Here is a 20,104-nt window from a genome sequence, read left to right on the forward strand (position 1 = left end):
AAACTTCTACTTTTTTATAAATTTCGTAAAGATTATAAGAAAAAATCGTCTCTGCCTCCCCTTCCATCATCACTCTCTACAATAAAATAACTCCCAAAAAACTCTCCTGCGGCGGGTTGCTTTTGCGGCACTATAAAAAAGGCAAGCGTTTCTGCCTGCCTTTTTCTTCCTGCTACAAACCCGGATCCCCGGATCTCAGCGGATTATCCTCTTTTTTTCTTTGCCGCTACCACGCCGCCAACTGCCAGAATGGATACAACAGCCAGTCCGCCATACAGTGGAAGATTTGCATGATCTCCCGTCTTCGGAGCCATTGCTTTCTTCTCCTTCACAACTTTTTTGGTGGTCTTCTTTGTCTCTGCTGCCGGCTTCTTATCCTCCTGCGGAGTCGGTGTTACACTTGGCTCCGGCTGTGGCTCCGGCTGTGGTTCCGGCGCTTTCTCCACATACTTCAGCGTAAACTGAATCGTCTTGTCGTCGGACGCTACCACATCTTTTCCATCCGTATGCTGTACTGCCTCCCATTCAAAGTCAAACGGCATTTGATTCCCATAGAGGGTAGCTTTCGCACTCATCGTTCCATCCACCCTACCCACTACTGTGTAGTTGGTGTCCGGTTTTGCATCTGCCGTAAACTTTGCTCCGGTCACAACTACCTTCAGCACATCCGGTGTTCCCATGATCGCATCCCGCAGTTTTTGGTAGGTGTTGATCGTTGCAGCATCCTTCAGCTGCATTTTAACAGTCACAGCCTTCTTGCCCGCATCTACGATCACATCCGTTGCCTCAAACGCGCCGCCTTCTACCAGCGTTCCCTTAGGATTTACAAACTCCATTTCCTCCGGAAGAAGGAGGGTTGCAACAAACTCTGTCTTCACATCAGACAACTGGATCATCGGGAAAGCTGCTGCCGGAACTCCGATCTGCTGCTCTATGCTTTTCATCTGCTCTTTCACCTTGGAAACATACAGCGCTCCTGTAAAAGCTACTTCCGCATCCTTCGTCGTCTCATATACCTTGTCGTGCTCCGTGTCTTCGCCTACCAAAAGGTCTCCCGGAAGTTCTGTTGCATTCTGTCCATTTGCTGCTACCGGGGCAACCGCATTGTTTTCTGCTACCGGGGCAGCCGCATCGTTTTCTGCTGCCGGTGCCGCCTCTGCTCCTGTCGCAGCATCGTTCTCTGTCGCAGCTGCATTTTCTGCTGCCGGCGCTGTCGCCTCCGTCCCTGCTGCGGGGGTTCCTTCTTCCGCACGCACATTCACAAGCGGAGTCACTACTCCACCAACCAAGGCAAACGTCAAAACTGCCGCGAACAATTTCTTTGCTAATTTCTTGTTTCTCATAATCCTCTCCCTTTCTTTCCTATATTGTTGTATCCGATTGTTTTCATTCGGCTTCAACTTGCATTCACAAACAGACAAACTCCGACTGTTTTCGTCATTATACCCTGTCAAGAGGGGGATTTCCACTGTTTTATAGATTTTTGTGAAATTTTTCTTAAAAACCGCCTCTTTAGTCCCCCTCAGCAGTGTTGTCTGCCAGCACGGACATTGCCTCTTCCCCTCCTAAGAGGAAAAATCTGATAGCATATCATTGCATAGGGCACCATTTCCTGCGCACAAAAAAATAATCGCAGATCAACTCCGCGACTATTTCTTAGTGACTCCAAGGGGAATCGAACCCCTGATTCCAGCGTGAGAGGCTAGCGTCTTGACCGCTTGACCATGGAGCCAAATCATTCATGCCTAGATAGTATAACAAATCATAATACAATATGCAAGATTTTTTTACATAAGATTTCTCAAGTGGCTTCTCAAGAGTTTCCCTTGTCCGAAAAAACCGCGGGAGGAAGCCTTCTTTGGCTCTTCCTCCCGCAGCAGGTTGTCTTTTCTGTCCGGCAGGTCCGTCTTCCGTATCGGATCTGACAAGCCCTGCCTATTTTCCCATCATACTCATATATCCCTGAACAAAGATCACCAGCACGATCAATGGAAGGATAAAGGTCAGGTAAAATCTTACCGCCTTCGCCGTCGGGAATTTCAGTCCCTTCCCTGCATTGGCCTCTGCGATAAAGTTGTCCCAGCCCCATCCGTATCTGCTGACGCAGAACATCAGGTATACCAGGGAGCCCAACGGGAGCACATTGTTGCTCACGATGAAATCCTCCAGATCCATAATATTTTTTCCAAGAACGGTAAATCCCGCCCAGTCTGTCAGTCCCAGCACGGTAGGGATACTCAGCAGGACCAACGCCACTCCGTTAATCAAAAGAGACTTCCGCAAGGACCAGTCCCACAGATCTCTTCCATACTGGATAATGTTCTGCACCACCGCAATAACGGTGGACAAAGCTGCAAATGTCATGAACAGGAAGAACAGGGATCCCCAGATGCGTCCCCCTGCCATATCCCGAAAGATATTGGGCAGCGTAATGAACACCAGTCCCGGCCCGCCTCCCGGATTGACTCCAAAGGCAAAGCATGCCGGAAAAATGATCAGGCCTGCCATAACCGCCACAAACGTATCCAGAGCCGTGATACTGACTGCTTCTCCCGCCAGGCTTCTGTCTTTTCCCAGGTAGCTTCCGAAGATCGCCAGACCTCCCTGTCCTACGCTCAGTGTGAAAAACGCCTGTCCTAGCGCCGCAAAAATCCCCTCTTTGATTCCCGCCTCTTTCAGCCTTTGAAGATCCGGTAGCAGGTAGAATTTTACTCCCTCCAGAGCTCCCGGAAGCGTCACGGACTTTATTACCAGAAAGATCATGATCACAAACAGGCTGGTCATCATAACCTTGGTAATTCCTTCTACTCCTTTTTGCAGCCCCAGGGAGCAGATGACAAAAGCAATGACGAAAATCGCCACCATCCAAAACAGCATTTCATTTCGGTTGGAAACCAGACTGCCGAAGATCCCTTCGATCTGCTTGGTGTCTGCCTTCGCAAATTCTCCTTTTACCATCTTGAAAAAGTACGCCAGCATCCAGCCTGCGATCGTCGTGTAAAACATCATCAGAAGGTAGTTTCCCGCCATGGTAAAATACCGGAAGATATGCCACTTACTCCCCTTCGGTTCCAGCACATTAAAGGAGGTGGCAGAACTTCTCTGACTCGCTCTTCCTACGGCAAACTCCATGACCACAATAGGAAGTCCCAGCACCAGCAGGAAAAACAGGTAGATCAGAACAAAGGCTCCTCCTCCGTATTTTCCTGTAATGTAAGGGAACCTCCACACATTTCCCAGTCCGATCGCACAGCCGGCTGAAATCAGGATAAACCCCAGCCGGGACGAAAAACTTTCTCTCTTTCCCATCGTTCTCTCTTTCCTTTCTATACTGCGTGTTTTCTATATCAGACTGCCTTCTTTCATCGCTTCCTGGGCGCCCTCCTTTTCCAGGTTCCCGGAGGGCTTTTCCATCAAATCCTTCACATGCTTTTTCGGCACGACAATGGGCAGTTTTTGTTTCATGTTTTCTATCTGGACCCGATCATGATTTCCTCCGAACTCTCCGTCCAGCGTCCAGGGGATCTCTTCCAGCGATTCAAAGGTGATCCTCTCTGCCTTAAGGGAAAACATATGCTTGGCGTTCACCTGCTCTGAGATCAGCGCTGCCACGATCTCCTGCAGGGCAATGGGGTTTTTAGGAGTCTTGATCAACGTCACTTCAAACAGTCCGTCATCAAACACCACCTGTTTTCCCACCATATTGCGAAATCCGCCGACCGACCGGGAATTGGTCACCATCCCGAAGGCAAACTCATCCTCCATTACTTTTCCGTTACAGGTCACCTTCATCCGATAAGAGGGGATGTTAAACAGCCTTTTCGTTCCTTCCAGCACATACGCCAGATGTCCCAGAACATTTTTGACTTCCTGCTTTGTCTCGTAAGAAACGTCTGTAAATAAGCCAAACGCCGCTATATATACAAATACGTCGTCATTAAATCTTCCGATGTCGCAGGGGAACGGTTCTCCCGTTACCGCATTGCTGGCTGCCTGCAGAATATCTCTGGGAATATGAAGGCTGGAAGCAAAATCATTGGTGGTTCCGGTAGGAATATATCCCAGCGGAATGCTGATGCCCCTGCTGACCATTCCGGTTACCACCTCATCGATCGTTCCGTCTCCGCCTCCGCAGACGATCCGGTCAAACTCCTCCCAGTTGCAGCTTAGCATCTTATGATAAGCATCCTGATAGGACTGTGTGGGATATGCAACCACTTCGTATCCTTCCTTGACAAAAATATCCACTACATCCGCCAGCTTTGCCTTTAAAATCCCTTTTCCTGCCTGTGGATTATATATAAAGAGCAGACGCTTCAAGCCTCATTCACCTCTTTTCCTGAAAACAAACAGGGCATATACCATGCCCCGCTTTCTTGTATGTTTCCTATTCTGCCGTCCTTAATTGCCGGCAGCCAAAAATCCTTCTACACCGGCGATCGCTTCCAGCTCATCCTGCCCCTCTGCGATCAGCACCACTTCTCTTCCTTTTTGAAGTCTCAGGCTCATCATACCCATAATGCTCTTGGCATTGATCTTCTTATTGTCCATTTCGATGTACACCTGGCTGGCATATTGGCTCGCCTCCTGCACAAGATGTGCCACCGGCCTGTCCTCCATTTCCATGTTGTTTTGAATCATCACAGGTTTTTTAATCATCGTAAATTGCTCCTCCTTATCTCGCTCTCAGCTTCTCTGCCATCTCTCCCAGTTTCCGTAACCGATGGTTAACTCCTGATTTTCCTATGGGTGTCTGCAGCAGCTGTCCCAATTCTTTCAGGGACGCCTCCGGATGAGACAAGCGCACCTCGGCCATCTCACGCAAACTTTCCGGCAAATCATCAAGCCCGATGGTATCTCGAATATACTGAATGTCTTCGTTTTGCTTCACTGCGGCTGACACAGTCTTGTGAATATTGGCCGTTTCACAGTTTACCTTGCGGTTCACGGCGTTGCGCATCTCCTTCAAAATACGGATATTCTCCAGTTCCATCAACGCCACGCAGGCCCCCATGATATTCAGTACATCTACGATCTGTGTTCCCTCTTTTAAGTAAACGACATACGCCTTTTTTCTGTAGATGACCTTCGCGTCCAGCCCAAACTGATTCATCATCTTTTGGAGGATCACGGCCTCTGTTTCCCTCTCTGCCACGATCTCAAAATGATAGGACTTTTGCGGGTCACTCATAGATCCTGCCGCCAGAAAAGCTCCGCGTATGTAAGCGCGCCGGCAGCAAGGTGACTGTACCTGCGCCTTAAAAACGGCGTGCAACCCCTCTTTTTCAGCAAAAATACGGTATTGACATCCCCCCGTCATCTTTCTGACCGCAACATCAGCCTTTATATTAAATGTTTTTTTTAGCAATGTAAAGTACTTTCTTGCAAGGTCGGCGTTTTCTGTACGGAAGCAGATCTTTGCTTCCTCCTCTTCCTTTGGCGGATGGATTCCGGAAAATCCGGTGATGGCTGCCAACTCCGCCAGTCTGCAATGTCTTGCTTTGGGATATTGCTGCGCCAGTTCTTGTTTCACCTGTCCTGAAAATGACATCTTTCCTCCTGCTATCCTGCTTTCGTCACTCTGTCTTTTTCGACATCTCTATGCTCCGTCCTTACGCCATAGGCTCCGCAGGTTCTAAGTCTTTCCTGTAATTTCCCCGCAATGGCAACGGATCTGTGCTTTCCTCCTGTACACCCGATCCCGATCACCATCTGCGTCTTTCCTTCCTTCACGTACTTCGGAAGCAGGAATCGAAGCAGATCCTCCAGCTTTTCCAGGAAGACCTCTCCCGCCCCGTCCTGCATCACATAATCACAGACCGCCGTATCACTGCCTGTCAGCGGGCGAAGCTCCTCTTCATAATATGGATTTGGCAGGAAGCGCACGTCGAAGACCAGATCTGCATCCGCCGGGATTCCATACTTAAATCCAAAAGACAGTACGGTGATATACAGGTTGTTGTACGCCTTATCCTGCACAAAAATCTGGTTCAGCTCTTCCTTCAGTTCCCTGGTCAGCATGTGGCTGGTATCCAGCACATAGTCCGCCCTCTCTTTTAAAAAGCCGATCTTCTGTCTTTCTTCTATAAGCCCTTTATCTACCCGCTCTTTTCCTGTCAGCGGATGCGTTCTTCTGGTTTCCTTGTAGCGTTTGATCAGCACTTCATCCTTGCACTCCATATACAGGATCTTGCAGTCAATCTCTTCTGCATCCAACACCTTCAACACCTGCTTCATCTCTTCCAGATGGGCTCCGCTGCGGATATCCACTCCCAGCACCAGCTTTTCCAGCCCCTTCTTCGGCACCCGGATCAGCTCCGCCAGCTTCGGGATCAAAGGCACCGGCAGATTATCTACACAAAAGTATCCGATATCCTCTAAGATCTTCAACGCCGTACTTTTTCCGGCTCCCGACATCCCTGTCACAATTACAAACCGCATACTAAAACTCTCCCAAACGCTTTACTTCCGGCTCCAGTCTTACGCCAAACTTTTCATATACCCGGTCAGATACCTGGCAGATCAGGGAATACACCTCCGCCGCAGTAGCATCTTTTCTATTGATCACAAATCCGCAGTGCTTTTCCGATACCTGGGCTCCTCCGCAGGAAAATCCCCGAAGGCCCGTATCCTGAATCAGCTTTCCTGCAAAATATCCCTCCGGCCGCTTGAAGGTGCTTCCTGCACTGGGGTATTCCAGCGGCTGCTTCGTCACTCTGCGCTGTTTAAAATCTGCCATCCGCTCTCCGATTTCTTCCTGATTCCCTTCCTGCAGCTTCAACGTGACTCCCAGCGCCACATATCCCTTTTTGGAAACCACACTGGTACGGTAGCCCAGTTCCATTTCCTCCCGGGACAGTCTGCGGATCTCTCCTTCCGGCGTCAGGACCACTGCCGATTCCAGCACGTCTTTTAGTTCTCCTCCATACGCGCCTGCATTCATCACACAGGCTCCTCCGATGGTGCCGGGAATCCCTTCTGCAAACTCAAACCCTGCCAAGCTGCTTTCCCAGGCTGCCACCGCCACCTTAGACAGCAGCGCTCCTGCCTGTGCATGGATCCGATTTCCTTCCACACGGATCTGCTGCAGCTTTCTTAAATACACCACCGCGCCTCTGTAGCCCTGGTCGGAAACCAGAAGATTACTTCCGTTCCCCACAATATAATAAGGAATTTCAAATTCTCTACAAAGGCTCAAGATCTCTCCCACTTCCTCCTCCGTCTCCGGAAGCAGGAAATAGTCCGCCTCTCCGCCTACCCGAAAAGTAACATAGCCTTTCATCGGCTCCCTCTGCCTGATCTGATCCTCTCTCAGTTCTTCCTTTAACCTGCTTAAAAATGTCTGGTCCATCTGCTCCTCATCTTTCTAAAGTGCCCCGGCTTTTCTGCTTTCGCCCCTTGTACGGCACGTGTTTTTCCTGTCTGTTTCCAATTCTTTGCAGGTTCCTTCCGACTCTTCTCCTGTCTGCCGAACCTACAGTTCGTTTATTATACCATTTTTTTCCTATCTTGCAAATTTTCTGTAAATCAGTTATAGTTACTCTAACTATGTAAAGAAAAAGGAGAGAAAAAAATTGGACCCCAGTGACGTCATACGATTTCTTATATTGCTGATCCTGCTAGTGCTGTCCGCCCTGTTTTCCTCGGCGGAAACCGCTCTTACCACCGTCAACCGCATCAAGATGAGGAGCCTCGCCGAAGAAGGCACCCGGCATGCCGATCTTGTTCTGCAGCTGACGGAACATTCCGGAAAAATGCTCAGCGCTATTCTCATCGGTAACAACATCGTCAATCTGACGGCCGCCTCCCTGGCCACCAGTCTGGCTTACCAGTTCGGAGGGCATATGGTAGCCATCGCCAGTGGGATCCTGACTCTGCTGATCCTGATCTTTGGCGAGATCACGCCGAAAACAATGGCCACCTTACATGCAGAGAGGATGTCCCTTTTTTATGCTCCCACCGTTTCTGTCTATATGAAGCTGATGACGCCTGTCATCTTTGTGATCAATGGCCTGTCCAGGGGGATCCTGTTCCTTTTCCGTGTTCATGCCGATCCCGGAAATCGGAGCATGACAGAAAACGAGCTCCGTACCATTGTGGAAGTCAGCCATGAGGACGGCGTGATCGAATCGGATGAAAGAGAAATGATCTACAATGTGTTTGATCTGGGAGACGCCAGGGCCAAGGATGTGATGGTTCCCCGTGTCCATGTGACTTTCGCAGACATAGACAGCTCCTACCAGGAGCTGATCGAGATCTTCCGGGAGGACAAGTTTACCCGTCTTCCTGTTTTTGAAGGGACCACCGATAACGTGGTGGGAACCATCAATATGAAGGACCTTCTTCTCTATGACAATTCCAGGGAATTTCATATCCGGGATATCCTGCGGGAGGCTTATTTTACCTACGAATACAAGAGCATTTCCGAGCTGCTGGTAGAGATGCGCCAGGCCTCCCTCAATATCGCCATCGTTTTGGACGAATATGGGGAAACTGCTGGTCTGATCACGCTGGAAGACATTCTGGAAGAAATCGTGGGTGAGATCCACGATGAATACGATGACAACGAAGAAGAATTCATCCGTCAGATCTCCCCTTCCGAATATGTGGTGGAGGCTTCCATCAATCTGGAAGAGCTGAACGACCGGCTGGGGCTGGACTTATCTTCCGAATCCTACGACTCTCTGGGCGGATTCATCATTGAGCTGCTGGATCGCTTCCCCGAGGAAAACGATGCTATCACCACCGAGGATGGCATCCGTATGGTAGTGGAATCGCTGGATAAAAACCGGATCGAACACGTCCGTTTGTTTCTTCCGGACAACTCTGATAAAAACGAATAGACGGCAGGCGGGCTATTGCCCGCCTTTTCTTTGCCCGTGCCCCTCCTGCTGCATACTGCTGTTTGGATTGGTAAAGGACAGATCCAGTGCGTTTGCCACCGCCACCATGATTCCGTTGCTGCTGAATGTAACCCCTGTCACTGCATCCACTTCCACCGACTGGGTATTCAGGATCTGGGAAATCACCCGGTCTTTTGCTCTCTCAAAAAACGACGGATCGTCTTCCGTAGACAAAATCGTAGCATCCGAGATGGTTCCATTTTCTACCGTTACCTCCACGGAAGTTGTTCCTCTGACATTCCTACTTTTTTCCCTTTTTTCCTCTCCCCAGATCATCCGGCAGGCTATCCGCTTTTCATTATGTCTGCGAAGATTAAAATTAGATTGAACCCTTCCTTCTTTTTTTCAAAAATCTGATAGCATCTACCTAAAGCGACGATTCTTGCACTTACGAGCTTTCTATTTTTTCCCTTTGCAGAGAAAACGCGCAAAAAAGGTGCAGTCATCAGAATTTTCTTCTCCTGACTCCTGCACCTTTAACTCTGTGAAAAGAATCCACAGGCTGCCTTCTTTGATTCACATCTCTTGTTGTCTCTGACTTCCGTCAAAGCTGTCCCCGGTTATCGAAGCGTCGTAAGCACCTTCATGTCCTCTTTCAGATGTTCATAGGTACTCTTATACAGCTTGAAGTACTCGTTATATTTCTTATGGTTTTCTTCGTTGGGCAGGATCTTTTTGTCCAGCACCTGCCATTTTTGCACCTCTTCGTAGGTCAAAAGGCCTGTTCCGATCCCGGCCAGCATCACATCTCCCATGTTGGCCTCCACGTCATAGATGGGGCAAACCACCGGATATCCCGTAACGTCTGCAAAAATCTGTCTCCAGATTTTGGACTTTGTCACGCCTCCTGCCAGCAGGATGTATTCTCCCAGATCTTCTCCCGTCGCTTCCATGGCATCTCTCAGAGAATATGCCACCGCTTCCAGAAACGCCCGGTAAATGTGTCCCTTGGTATGGGTCAGAGACAGTCCCAGGATCATGCCTTTTGCATCCGAATCCCATACCGGGCTTCTCTCTCCCATGAAATACGGCAGCACCAGAAGGCCTTCACTTCCTGCCGGGATCTCTTCCGCCTGTCCGTTTAATACGTCATACAGGTTGGGGCCGCCTTGTTTCTGCTGCTCCATCTCCCACTGGCACAGGGTATTCCGGAACCATTTTACGATAGCACCTGCCGTATTACCTCCTGCAAAATAATAGGACAGATTTTTTGCATCGTACAGATATGGCCACACGATCAGCCCCTTCCCCTTTACCGGCTTATCCGAGATCAGGGCGGCGCACATGGAGGTTCCGATAGCCGCCGCATACACGCCGGACTCAAACACTCCCAGGCCGATATTGGCTGCTCCGCAGTCGATTCCTCCTGCGATCACCGGAAGTCCTTCCCAAAGCCCCATTTCTTCTGCGATCTCTTTTTTCATGCCTCCTACGATATCCGTGGATTCCACCACCTTTTCCGGCATCATGGAGGCCGGGATCCCCATGGCGTCCAGCATTTCCTGGGACCACTCCCGCTTATTCATATCAAAAATACCGCCAATGTTTCCCGCAGAAGAATAGTCAATGGCCACTTCTCCCGTCAGCTTGTAGATCACATAGTTGTTGGGCGGAAGGAACAGCTTTGTCTTCTCCCAGTTCTCCGGCTCATTGCGCTTCATCCAGAGCATCTTGGTATATCCGTAGTAAGGATCCGCTCCGTTGTGGGTGATCTCCAGCAGCTTTTCTTCCCCGATGGTATCCAGCGCCCATTTCGTTTCTGCATCCGCTCTCCGATCCATCCAGATCATACAGGGGCGGATGGGCTTCATCTCTGCATCCAGCGGCACTCCGGAGCCGCCGTACAGTCCGCTGATGGCGATCCCTTTGATCTCTTCCTTCTTTACTCCCTGCTCCAGCGCCTTGGAAACCGTGTTTTTGATGGATTCCACCGTAGCCTCGTACCACACGTCCGGCCACTGCTCTGCCCACAGGGGTCTGGGGGTCAATACATCATATTCCTGAAGGTCCTGTGCGATCAGTTTTCCCTCTGTGTCCATCAGAATGGTTTTGGTTCCCGATGTTCCGATATCTGTTCCCAATAAATAGTTCATTTCTGCTTCCTCCTTTATCTGCCTTATATGCTTTTTAAAAATCTGTCTACGTAAAAGATCGCCGCGCCTGCCGCCACAGCCTCCACCTTGTACCGGCACTCCAGAAGATATTGCTCCGCCTTGTCTCCAAATGGATTTCTGGCATCCACCTTCTGACAAAGCAGCTCCATATAATCTCCGATGTAAGCCCCTACGTAACCGCCCAGGATGATCGATCCGTCAAACAGCATCCGGATATTATGGATAGCCAGGGAAAGATGGTTCAAATACTCCTTCCACATTTTCTCCGCTTTCTTATCGCCCTGCTTCAGACGAAGAAAAAATTCTTCCAGGTTTCCATCCGTATATGTGTCCAGATTGGTTGCCCGGCACACCGTGTCAAAGCACCCCTTTTTCCCGCAGTAGCATGTTTTTCCGCCGGAGGGAACCACCGTCATATGCCCGATCTCTCCGCCTTTTCGGCTGTCTCCCTGATAAATCTCATTCTGAATGATAACGGTGCCTCCGATGCTGTTTCCCAGGCTGATGTAAAAGGCATTGGTGATCCTATGGTTTTCCCAGGATTCCATGCATCCGGCCGCATAGGAATCATGCACCAGAAAATGTCTGTAGGGGATGTACCTGGCGATCTCCTCACGTTTTCTCCCGGTAAATCCTAGGGTCCGCCCGTAGGTGACCTCCTCGCCGTCATCCGAGATAAATCCCGGCACGGAAATCCCCACTCCCAATAGTCGTTCCGTGGAGATCCCTGCCGTTTCCTTCACCAGCTCCACTGTTTCCCCCAGTTTTTTCAGATAGGTTTCATCGCCCAGGTCAAACACTGCTTTCTCCCGGACCAGCCCGATCACTTCCCCGGACAGATCCACCGCCACCACGCTCATGTGATTGGCTGTCAGAGACACTCCTATAGCAGTTTTTGCATTTTTAATGTAGGTGTATGCCGTAGCGTTCCGTCCTCCTGTATGCTTGATCTTTCTGGACGCGTCGATCAGCCCTTGTTTTTTCAGATATTCCAGGTTTTGGGTAACGGTAGGCAGACTCAACTGCAGCGCCACCACGATGTCCTGCTTGGATACCGGCCCATTTTCCCTGATATAGCGGTAGACCATCTGCCGGTTCTGCAGCTTGATCTCACTTGCACTTAATTTTTCCATCCTGCGTACTCCTTTTTAGGCCGCTTTTTCCCGTATTGTTCCGTGCGGCCTGCGCCTACAGTCGGATCATAACCTTTCCGGCTCTCCGACAGGTCTCATCTGCCAGAGCCTTTTCTATCTCTTCCAGCGGAAGTACGGTCGTGATCAGTTCTTTCAATTGGATTTGTCCCGTCTCCAGTATCTGTATCGCTCTTTCAAAGGTGTACGGATTGATAAAGGATGATGTGACGGTCAGTTCCTTTTTAAAGACATCATCCGGCCGCAGTGGAAAGGACTCCTCCGGAGCAGCCAGCCCGAAAAACATCACCGTTGCTCCCTTTCCTGCAAATCGAATGGCATCCGCCTGCGTCCGTACACTTCCCACACATTCGATCACCACATCCACGTTATCGCAATATGCGTCCAACATTTCTTTCACATCTTCGTTCAGAGGGTCAATGGTCTTGGTAGCTCCCAGACGAAGCGCCATTTCTCTCTTTTCTGCCACCGGTTCTGAGAGAATGACCTTTGCCGCTCCTGCCAGTTTCGCCATCTGCAGCATAATCATGCCGATGGGGCCGCCTCCCATCACCAGCACTGTGCTTCCCATCTGGATCCTGCACAGATCGATCCCGTGCAGACAGCAGGAAATGGGTTCCGCCATGGCCGCCTCCATCAGATCCATCCCTTCGGGCACCTTGTATACCTGCTTTTCTCTCAGGATCACGTATTCTGCAAATCCTCCGTCCCGGGTGGTTCCGATCCCGATGTTGTTGGTACAAAAATGCTGCTTTCCGCTTTTACAGAAGTAACACTCTCCGCACATATCGTTCGGATCTCCCGTTACCGGATCCCCACACGCCACGGCCGTGACCTTTTCTCCCACCGCTTCCACGATCCCGGAAAATTCATGTCCCGGGATCAACGGCGGAGTGACTGCACTGGATCCTCCGTCTCCATGATAGATGTGTACGTCCGTTCCACAGACGCCGCAGTATTTTACCCGGATCATTACCTCGTTTTCCTTCAGTTCTCTTACCGGGACTTCTTCCACCCGGATCTCTTCCTTTCCCCGGTAGACCGCCGCCTTCATAACCCTTTTCTCCATATACATCTCCTTTTTTTCCAGCTTTTTCCTGTTCCTATCATACTGTATTTTTCAAAATTACTCCATAATCTGACGCATATTTTTTCCCGGGATCCGCAAAATTTTCCCCAGGAGCAAAGAAAACCTGACAATGTTCTTTCTTGTCAAGTTTTCTGTAAGATCCTTTTCTTTTTTCGTTCTTTTTAGTTGGAATGTTTCCGCTTCTGGATACAGTCAAATCCTACAGCGAATGCAAGCACCAGTCCTTTTACCACCATCTGAGTGTAGGAGCTTACGTTCATCAGCACCATTCCGTTGGTCAGCCCTCCGATGATCAAAACACCTGCGATAACATTAGAAAGCTTTCCAAATCCTCCGGTTACCGACACGCCACCCAAAACCACGCAGGTGATCACGTCGAACTCATATCCGATCCCGGCGGTCGGCTGACCTGAGTTGGTTCTGGAAAGCATTACGATCCCTGCCAGACCGGCAAACAGGCCGGAAAGAGAGTATACCAAATATTTCACACGTCCTACACGGATTCCGGACAGCTGGGCAGCTTCCTCATTTCCTCCTACGGCGTAGAAGTAGCGTCCGAAATACGTCTTGTTCAAAATGAAGCTTCCCACGGCAAAGCAGATGATCATAATGATGACCGGGACCGGAATGGGACCTACGTACCCCTGTCCGATCATTTTAAACTTCTCGGTAAACCCGTTGATGGGGCTTCCGCCACTGAGAAGGTAGGCAAGTCCCGCAAAGATCGTCTGCGTTGCAAAGGTTGCGATCAGCGCCGGCATTCCCACCGTAGATACCATAAATCCGTTCAGCGTTCCGATCAGTGTGGCAACCACCAGGGAAAGCAGGATGGCCACATACATATTCAGTCCGTTATGCACCATGAAATACGCACACAGGATATTTACAAAGGTAATGATAGAACCGGTCGCCAGATCGATCCCTCCCAGAAGGATGACAAAGGTCATACCGATGGATGCGATTCCATACATGGAAACCTGACGCGCAATGGTAATCAGGTTGTTGGGTGTGATAAATCTTGGATTTGCGATGGTAAACGCGATAAACAGCAGAACAAACACCACCCAGATCGCCTTATCCTTGATGTGATACAATACTTTGTTATTCATAATCCATTAAACCTCCTTGATTTCTGCTGCTGACGCAAATGCCATAATGGTGCTCTGGTCAAACTCACCTTTTTCCAGCTCCCCGGTCATCTTGCCCTCTGCCAGCACGATAATCCTGTCCGACATTCCCATCAGTTCTTCCATCTCCGACGAGATCAGCAGAATCGTCTTGCCCTCTTTTTCTACCAGCTCATTCATTAATTTGTAGATCTCATACTTGGCTCCCACGTCGATCCCTCTGGTAGGTTCATCAAAAATCACCAGCTGGGAATTTGCCGCCATCCATCTTGCCAGAATCACCTTCTGCTGATTTCCTCCGCTCAGGTTTTTCACCAGCTGATGCAGCGAAGGGGTTTTGATGGCAAGATCCTCTTTATATCTTTGGGCAACCTCCATTTCTTTTTTTGCATGAATGACGCCCAATGTTGAATTTCTCTCATAAATCGGCATGTTGATATTGTTTTTGATGGATATCCCAAGCATAGCTCCATGCCGCTTACGATCCTCCGGAACCAGCGCGATTCCCAGATCTATTGCTTCCCTTGGACTTTTCGGGTTGATTTCTTTTCCATTGAAGAAAATCTGCCCTGATTTTTTCTTGGCCGCTCCAAAGATCAGCTGCGCCAGCTCTGTCCGCCCGGCGCCCACCAGGCCTCCCAGGCCCAGGATCTCCCCTTTATGGAGCTTCAGGCTGATATCTTCATCACCGTTCCCTGTAACATGCTTCAGTTCCAGAACCACATTCTTGTGGTCGATACAGTTTTCTCTGGGGGGATAAGATTCTGTCAGCTCTCTTCCCACCATCAGATGGATCAGTTCCTCCACCTGGCTTTCTTTTGTGATCAGCGTCTTGATATATTCCCCGTCTCTTAGCACCACGATCCTGTCGGACAGCCGATAGATCTCTTCCAGTCTGTGGGAAATATAGATGATAGAGATCCCGTCTTTCCTCAGTCTCTCCACCACTTCAAACATGCTTTCCACCTCTGCGCTAGTCAGAGGCGCAGACGGCTCGTCCATGATCAGCACCTTTGCATTTTGCTGGATCGCTTTTGCGATCTCCACCATCTGCTGATAGCCTACCGTCAGGTTTTTCATGAGTGTTTTGGGATTGATCTTGATGTGCAGCTGAGCAAAGGCCTTTTCCGCCTCTCTTTCCATCGCCGCCTTGTCTACGATAATCCCTTTTCGGATGGGTCTTCCCAAAAACAGGTTTTCTGCCGCCGACAGCTCCGCCACGTTATTAAATTCCTGATAGATGATGGCGATTCCGTTTTCTGCCGCCAGCTGTGGGGTCATACTGTCATATTCTCTTCCATTTACGATGATTTTTCCTGATGTGGGGATCACTGCTCCGGAACACGTCTTGATCAACGTGGATTTTCCTGCTCCATTTTCCCCGATCAACGCAAGAATTTCTCCCTTTTTCAGTTCCAGGGAAACATCTTTCAACGCTACAACGCCCGGATATTCTTTTCTTATGTGCTGTAGCTGCAATACGTATTCTTCACTCATACCGTTCTCCCGTTTTATATTCATTGGAGGCGGACAAAGCCGCCTCCACTTACGATCTGTTATTTCTTCTTACTTCTTGTCATAATCTGCCAGGTATTCATCTACATTGTCTGCATTGATGACTACAAATGGTCTGAAGATATTGTGTTTCTCTCCGGAGAAGTCGTCTCCGTTCAGGATCTTTTCATACATACCCACACAAGCTTTTGCTGTTCTTGTGTTGGATCCTTCAAATCCAACGGTCGTATTGGAAGCTTCTTTTCCGCTCTTAATGGCTCTCATCTGCTGCTCTGTTGCATCACCGGAGAAGATACCGCAGTCTTCCGGAATATTTCCATTGTATTTTGTCAGAAGCGCCTGGTTTGCTCCGATATCAGATCCTGCTCCGATGGTTACAAACACTTTACAGTTGGGATGTGCCTGAAGTACCGTCTCTACGTTGGTCTGTGCATCATTTGCTTCCAGTCCCTCGATCTGTGCAACTACTTCATACTTGCCTTCTGCGCCTTTCAGTCCTTCCAGGATACCGTTCTCTCTTTCCAGAAGGATCGGTGTCTGCGGATAGCCGATTACACATACCTCTGCTTTGTTGTCTGCAGAATAGTGCTCATTGATAAAATCTGCCGCCGGCTTTGCAATGGTGATTCCCAGCTCAGTGTTGTCCAATACCCAGTTTGCTGTGGTGTTTTCCATCTTGTCATCCCAGCACATTACCTTCACGCCTGCGTCCAGCGCCTGCTTGCAAACGTCTTCTACCGCATCCGGGTCAGACGGATGTACCATGATCAGGTCGCATCCTGCTGTGATAAAGTTTTCGATCTGGCTGATCTGTGTAGCAGAGTTGTCCTTACAATCTACGATCGTATAGTCCCATCCTTTGTCCTTGAGCATTTTTTCTACTTCTCCGAATACGCCTGCCCAGTAGTCATTCTCCAATGACTGAATGGTTACTCCCACCTTGTAGCTGTCCTTCTTTTCTGCGTCCTTCTCGTCTTCCTTCACCGGGGACTTTGTCGTACAACCTACCAGCAATGCGGCTACCATCGCAACGCTTAAGATCGCACTTAACACTTTTTTCTTCATAATCGCTCCTCCTAAATTTTTTATTTTATAGCTTTCGCTTTAGCTATCCTTTAGACTGAACCATTCTGTTAGAAACAGGTAAACGCTCCATCCACCACAATGTCCGAGCCGGTGGTAAAGGTACTGCTGTCGCCTGCCAAATATACCAGCACCGACTGAAGCTCTTCCGGCTTGCCAAGTCTTCCCATGGGCGCCATACCGTTCCACACTTCGATCAACGGCTTCAGATTCTCTGCCTGCATGATCAACTCCGTCCCGATATAGCCGGGGCTGATACAGTTGACGCGCACGCCTCTCTTTGCCCACTCGATGGCCAGAGATTTGGTCAGCATGATCACGCCCGCCTTGGAGGCATTGTATGCACACTGTGGCTGCGGCACATTCACAATATGTCCGGACATGGATGCCGTATTAATGATAGATCCGTATCCCTGCTTCAGCATCTGGCGTCCTGCCGCCGTCGAGCAAAGGTACACTCCCGTCAGGTTGATGTCGATCACTTTCTTCCACTGTTCAAAGGTCATCTCTTCTGCCGGAGCGTTTACTGCGATCCCCGCATTGTTGTAGCAGGCGTCCAGTTTTCCGTAAGTTTCCACCACCTTTGCCACCATGGCTTCTACCTCTTCCGGATTGGTCACATCCGCCTGAATGGCAATGGTCTTGGATCCTGTAGCCTGTGCGATTTCCTCTGCCACCTTCCTGGCTCCTTCCAGGTTGATGTCAACGATTGCCACGTCTGCTCCTGCCTCTGCAAATCCATAGGATGCTGCTTTTCCGATGCCGCTTGCTCCGCCTGTAACGTAGATCGCCTTCCCGTCCAGCCGCATTTTTTCAATGATACCCATAGTTTCCTCCTTCTCGCATCAACAATCATCCAGGTTGTTGATTTGCAACCAGTTTTGTAAATGTGTTTTATAAATGTAATTTTTATATCTTGCATTATATTCTGCAGGACCCTGTTGTGCAAGACGTAATATCCGCCAAAATCATTTTTCGGTTTTCGTTTATTTTGCATAATGTTATTTTATTATCATTTGCAGACGTTTTCCGGATCCCGAATCCCGTTTCCCGGATCCCCACCGGATACTCCCGACGTCCGTTCCCGGCGCTATACCGACTCCAAGTATTCCTCCATCACAAGAACTGCGCCCCCCAGAGCGGATGCCTCTTTTCTGGATCTGCATGCCATAACGTAATCTCCGGAAGAGCCGAAAATGTCTCTTTCCCGCATCTTTTCCTGAAGAACATGGATGTAAGGCTCCAGATAACATCCTACGTACCCACCCAGAATCACCCGACAGTCAAACTGCATCCGCAGATTATCCACTGCAATGGTCAGATCGTCCAGGTATTTTGCAAAGATCCTGCGGTATTTTTCGTTTCCCTCTTCCATCTCCACAAAAAACCTCTCCAGGTTTCCTTCTGTCTGTTCCGCCAAACGCAGGGCAGAACAATATGTATCCAGACACCCGATCTTTCCGCAGTAGCATCTGTTTCCCTCCGGACGGATCACCATATGTCCAAATTCACAGCTTCTCCAGTTATCTCCCAGATACAGTCTGGGCTTTAACCCTTCTCCTCCGTTCAGGGTCTGCATCCTCGCCGCTCCTCCTACCGTATTGCTCAGCAGAAGGTACAGCATATTGCCCTGGATGTCCGACACGGCGCACTCTGCAATGGCAGCGGCATTGGCGTCGTTAATAAATTTGCAGGGATAAGGAAGGTAGTCCTTCCATTTGTCCAGGGGTACCCCATGGATCCCCAGGGCATGGGACGCCGTGATCATTCCCTGCTCTTCATCCACGATCCCCGGCACAGACATGGCCATTCCCAGGATCTTGTCCTGGTCGATCTGGTTTTCTTCCACAAATTTCCGGATCAGCTCTGCCACTTCCCGAAAGTAGTCTGCCGTGTCCTCAAATGGCTTGTACACCCTCTCATGGCATTTGGCCTGCTGTGTAAAATCTGTATATGTGATCCCTACATGGTTTTTGGTAAGATCCACTCCTATGCTGTACCTGGTATCTTTTCTGGCGGCATAGGCCTTGGCCTTTCTTCCTCCGGTGGAGCCAAACTCCCCCACCTCTTCGACGATCCCTTCCTTCAGCAGTTCTTTTACTACTCCCAGCACCGTCGGAGTGCTCATCCGAAGAGCGGAAGCGATCTCCGGCATCGATGTTTTTTCTACACTGTTTATATAACGAAATACTCTGTTTCGATTGATTTTTCTCACTTGGAGATTATTTGTACCTGGTCCCATACTGTTCTCCGATATCCACTTTATTAAAATGTTTAATTAAGTGTTTTTCTAATTTTAGCATACCCTTTGTCGTTTTGCAAGTTTTGTTATAATTTTGTCTAAATTTTATCTAAACTCTCTTTAAAATTTGTCTAATATTCCCTGTAGCTCCTGCAGGTCACTGATCTGTTCATGGGCATCTTCTACCCACCCAAAGCCATACGCCGCATAGATCATTGGGATATCCGCCTCTTTGCATGCCGCCTCATCGCCTCTTGTGTCCCCCACATAGACTGCCCTTTGCAGCCGGTGCTTTTTCATGATATAGCGGATATTTTCCGCCTTCAGCATGCCCGTATCTCCCGGACAGGTAAAATCTGTTATATACTCTCCCAGCCCCGTATTTTTCAGAAAGGCCTCTATATACCCTGCCTGGCAGTTGCTGACGATAAAAAGCCGGTACTGTTTACTAAGGGTCTGTATCGTTTCTTCCATGTGCGGATATCGCAGGCAGTCCGCCTCTTCCATTTTTTTGTTCTGATAGGACAAAATGGCCTCTGTAAAGGATTCTCTTTCTTCTTCCTGTATCTCAGGAAATACGTTGGCTATGATCTCCTGCAACGGCTTCCCAAATTCCCCTTTCAGTTCCTCTGGCGTCACCGTTTTGGCAATGTCCGTTCTTCCTGCCAGTACCTCGTTCCACGCCCTGGCCACCTCTTCTGTAGAATCCCACAGCGTTCCATCCAGATCAAATATCACTGCTTCCATTGTTTTCTTCCTCCTGCTTGTTTGTTTTCTTTCTGTTTCCTTTCTGTCTTCTTTCCCGTCTGCTTCCTGCTCCCCTCATCCGTAAAGCTCTCAGCAGAGAAAAAAGACGACTTGCCGCCGTCTTTCCTGTCT

18 protein-coding genes and 1 tRNA gene are annotated in these 20,104 nt (G+C 49.4%); 1 reads left to right on the top strand and 18 read right to left on the bottom strand.

The window, feature by feature from the left end:
* Positions 1-203 precede the first annotated feature (203 nt).
* The 8 genes from SOW26_RS01070 to murB all read right to left on the bottom strand — a co-directional run bounded on the left by SOW26_RS01070 (position 204) and on the right by murB (position 7,351).
* The gene (locus SOW26_RS01070; RefSeq protein ID WP_320651725.1) at positions 204-1,343 is read right to left on the bottom strand and encodes an LPXTG cell wall anchor domain-containing protein; all 1,140 of its coding nucleotides are present in this window, start codon (positions 1,341-1,343) and stop codon (positions 204-206) included.
* Between the two features lie 317 nt (positions 1,344-1,660).
* Positions 1,661-1,732: transfer RNA gene (locus tag SOW26_RS01075), tRNA-Glu, on the bottom strand.
* A 203-nt stretch (positions 1,733-1,935) separates the two neighbouring features.
* A complete protein-coding gene (locus tag SOW26_RS01080; protein WP_154477421.1) occupies positions 1,936-3,309 on the bottom strand; it encodes a sodium-dependent transporter in 1,374 nt (457 codons plus the stop codon).
* Positions 3,310-3,342: 33 nt separating this feature from the next.
* On the bottom strand, positions 3,343-4,320 hold the full coding sequence (locus tag SOW26_RS01085) for a diacylglycerol/lipid kinase family protein (RefSeq protein WP_276959604.1): 978 nt from the start codon (positions 4,318-4,320) through the stop codon (positions 3,343-3,345).
* An 81-nt stretch (positions 4,321-4,401) separates the two neighbouring features.
* A complete protein-coding gene (locus SOW26_RS01090) occupies positions 4,402-4,659 on the bottom strand; it encodes an HPr family phosphocarrier protein (RefSeq protein ID WP_154477417.1) in 258 nt (85 codons plus the stop codon).
* A gap of 16 nt (positions 4,660-4,675) precedes the next feature.
* Positions 4,676-5,551: a DNA-binding protein WhiA gene (whiA, locus tag SOW26_RS01095; RefSeq protein WP_154477415.1), complete on the bottom strand. Its 876-nt coding sequence runs from the start codon at positions 5,549-5,551 to the stop codon at positions 4,676-4,678.
* An 11-nt stretch (positions 5,552-5,562) separates the two neighbouring features.
* Entirely contained in the window at positions 5,563-6,441 is an 879-nt protein-coding gene (rapZ, locus tag SOW26_RS01100; RefSeq protein WP_154477413.1) for an RNase adapter RapZ, read from the bottom strand.
* Between the two features lies 1 nt (position 6,442).
* Positions 6,443-7,351, bottom strand: coding sequence for a UDP-N-acetylmuramate dehydrogenase (gene murB / locus SOW26_RS01105; RefSeq protein WP_320651726.1), 909 nt, complete (start codon positions 7,349-7,351; stop codon positions 6,443-6,445).
* 223 nt (positions 7,352-7,574) lie between these two features.
* Between murB and SOW26_RS01110 the strand changes: the two genes are divergently transcribed.
* Entirely contained in the window at positions 7,575-8,843 is a 1,269-nt protein-coding gene (locus tag SOW26_RS01110; protein WP_320651727.1) for an HlyC/CorC family transporter, read from the top strand.
* A gap of 12 nt (positions 8,844-8,855) precedes the next feature.
* Here SOW26_RS01110 and SOW26_RS01115 read toward each other — a convergent pair whose 3' ends face one another.
* The 10 genes from SOW26_RS01115 to SOW26_RS01160 all read right to left on the bottom strand — a co-directional run bounded on the left by SOW26_RS01115 (position 8,856) and on the right by SOW26_RS01160 (position 19,972).
* Positions 8,856-9,179: an FMN-binding protein gene (locus SOW26_RS01115; protein WP_472910320.1), complete on the bottom strand. Its 324-nt coding sequence runs from the start codon at positions 9,177-9,179 to the stop codon at positions 8,856-8,858.
* A 284-nt stretch (positions 9,180-9,463) separates the two neighbouring features.
* Positions 9,464-10,996 carry an FGGY-family carbohydrate kinase gene (locus tag SOW26_RS01120; protein WP_276959594.1) on the bottom strand — a complete coding sequence of 511 codons (1,533 nt, stop codon included), beginning with the start codon at positions 10,994-10,996 and terminating at the stop codon, positions 9,464-9,466.
* Between the two features lie 23 nt (positions 10,997-11,019).
* Positions 11,020-12,150, bottom strand: coding sequence for an ROK family transcriptional regulator (locus SOW26_RS01125; RefSeq protein ID WP_235899315.1), 1,131 nt, complete (start codon positions 12,148-12,150; stop codon positions 11,020-11,022).
* Between the two features lie 55 nt (positions 12,151-12,205).
* Positions 12,206-13,237: a zinc-dependent alcohol dehydrogenase family protein gene (locus SOW26_RS01130; RefSeq protein ID WP_276959591.1), complete on the bottom strand. Its 1,032-nt coding sequence runs from the start codon at positions 13,235-13,237 to the stop codon at positions 12,206-12,208.
* A 182-nt stretch (positions 13,238-13,419) separates the two neighbouring features.
* Positions 13,420-14,367 carry an ABC transporter permease gene (locus SOW26_RS01135; protein ID WP_154477403.1) on the bottom strand — a complete coding sequence of 316 codons (948 nt, stop codon included), beginning with the start codon at positions 14,365-14,367 and terminating at the stop codon, positions 13,420-13,422.
* Between the two features lie 6 nt (positions 14,368-14,373).
* Entirely contained in the window at positions 14,374-15,882 is a 1,509-nt protein-coding gene (locus tag SOW26_RS01140; RefSeq protein WP_276959589.1) for a sugar ABC transporter ATP-binding protein, read from the bottom strand.
* A gap of 69 nt (positions 15,883-15,951) precedes the next feature.
* Positions 15,952-16,965 carry a sugar ABC transporter substrate-binding protein gene (locus tag SOW26_RS01145; protein ID WP_276959587.1) on the bottom strand — a complete coding sequence of 338 codons (1,014 nt, stop codon included), beginning with the start codon at positions 16,963-16,965 and terminating at the stop codon, positions 15,952-15,954.
* A gap of 68 nt (positions 16,966-17,033) precedes the next feature.
* A complete protein-coding gene (locus tag SOW26_RS01150) occupies positions 17,034-17,810 on the bottom strand; it encodes an SDR family oxidoreductase (protein ID WP_154477397.1) in 777 nt (258 codons plus the stop codon).
* A gap of 263 nt (positions 17,811-18,073) precedes the next feature.
* On the bottom strand, positions 18,074-19,225 hold the full coding sequence (locus SOW26_RS01155; RefSeq protein ID WP_276959585.1) for an ROK family protein: 1,152 nt from the start codon (positions 19,223-19,225) through the stop codon (positions 18,074-18,076).
* A 120-nt stretch (positions 19,226-19,345) separates the two neighbouring features.
* Positions 19,346-19,972, bottom strand: a complete 627-nt coding sequence (locus SOW26_RS01160) for an HAD family hydrolase (RefSeq protein ID WP_276959583.1) — start codon at positions 19,970-19,972, stop codon at positions 19,346-19,348.
* Between the last annotated feature and the right edge of the window lie 132 nt (positions 19,973-20,104).

The sequence above is a fragment of the Suipraeoptans intestinalis genome (assembly GCF_034091795.1).
GTDB lineage: Bacteria > Bacillota > Clostridia > Lachnospirales > Lachnospiraceae > Suipraeoptans > Suipraeoptans intestinalis.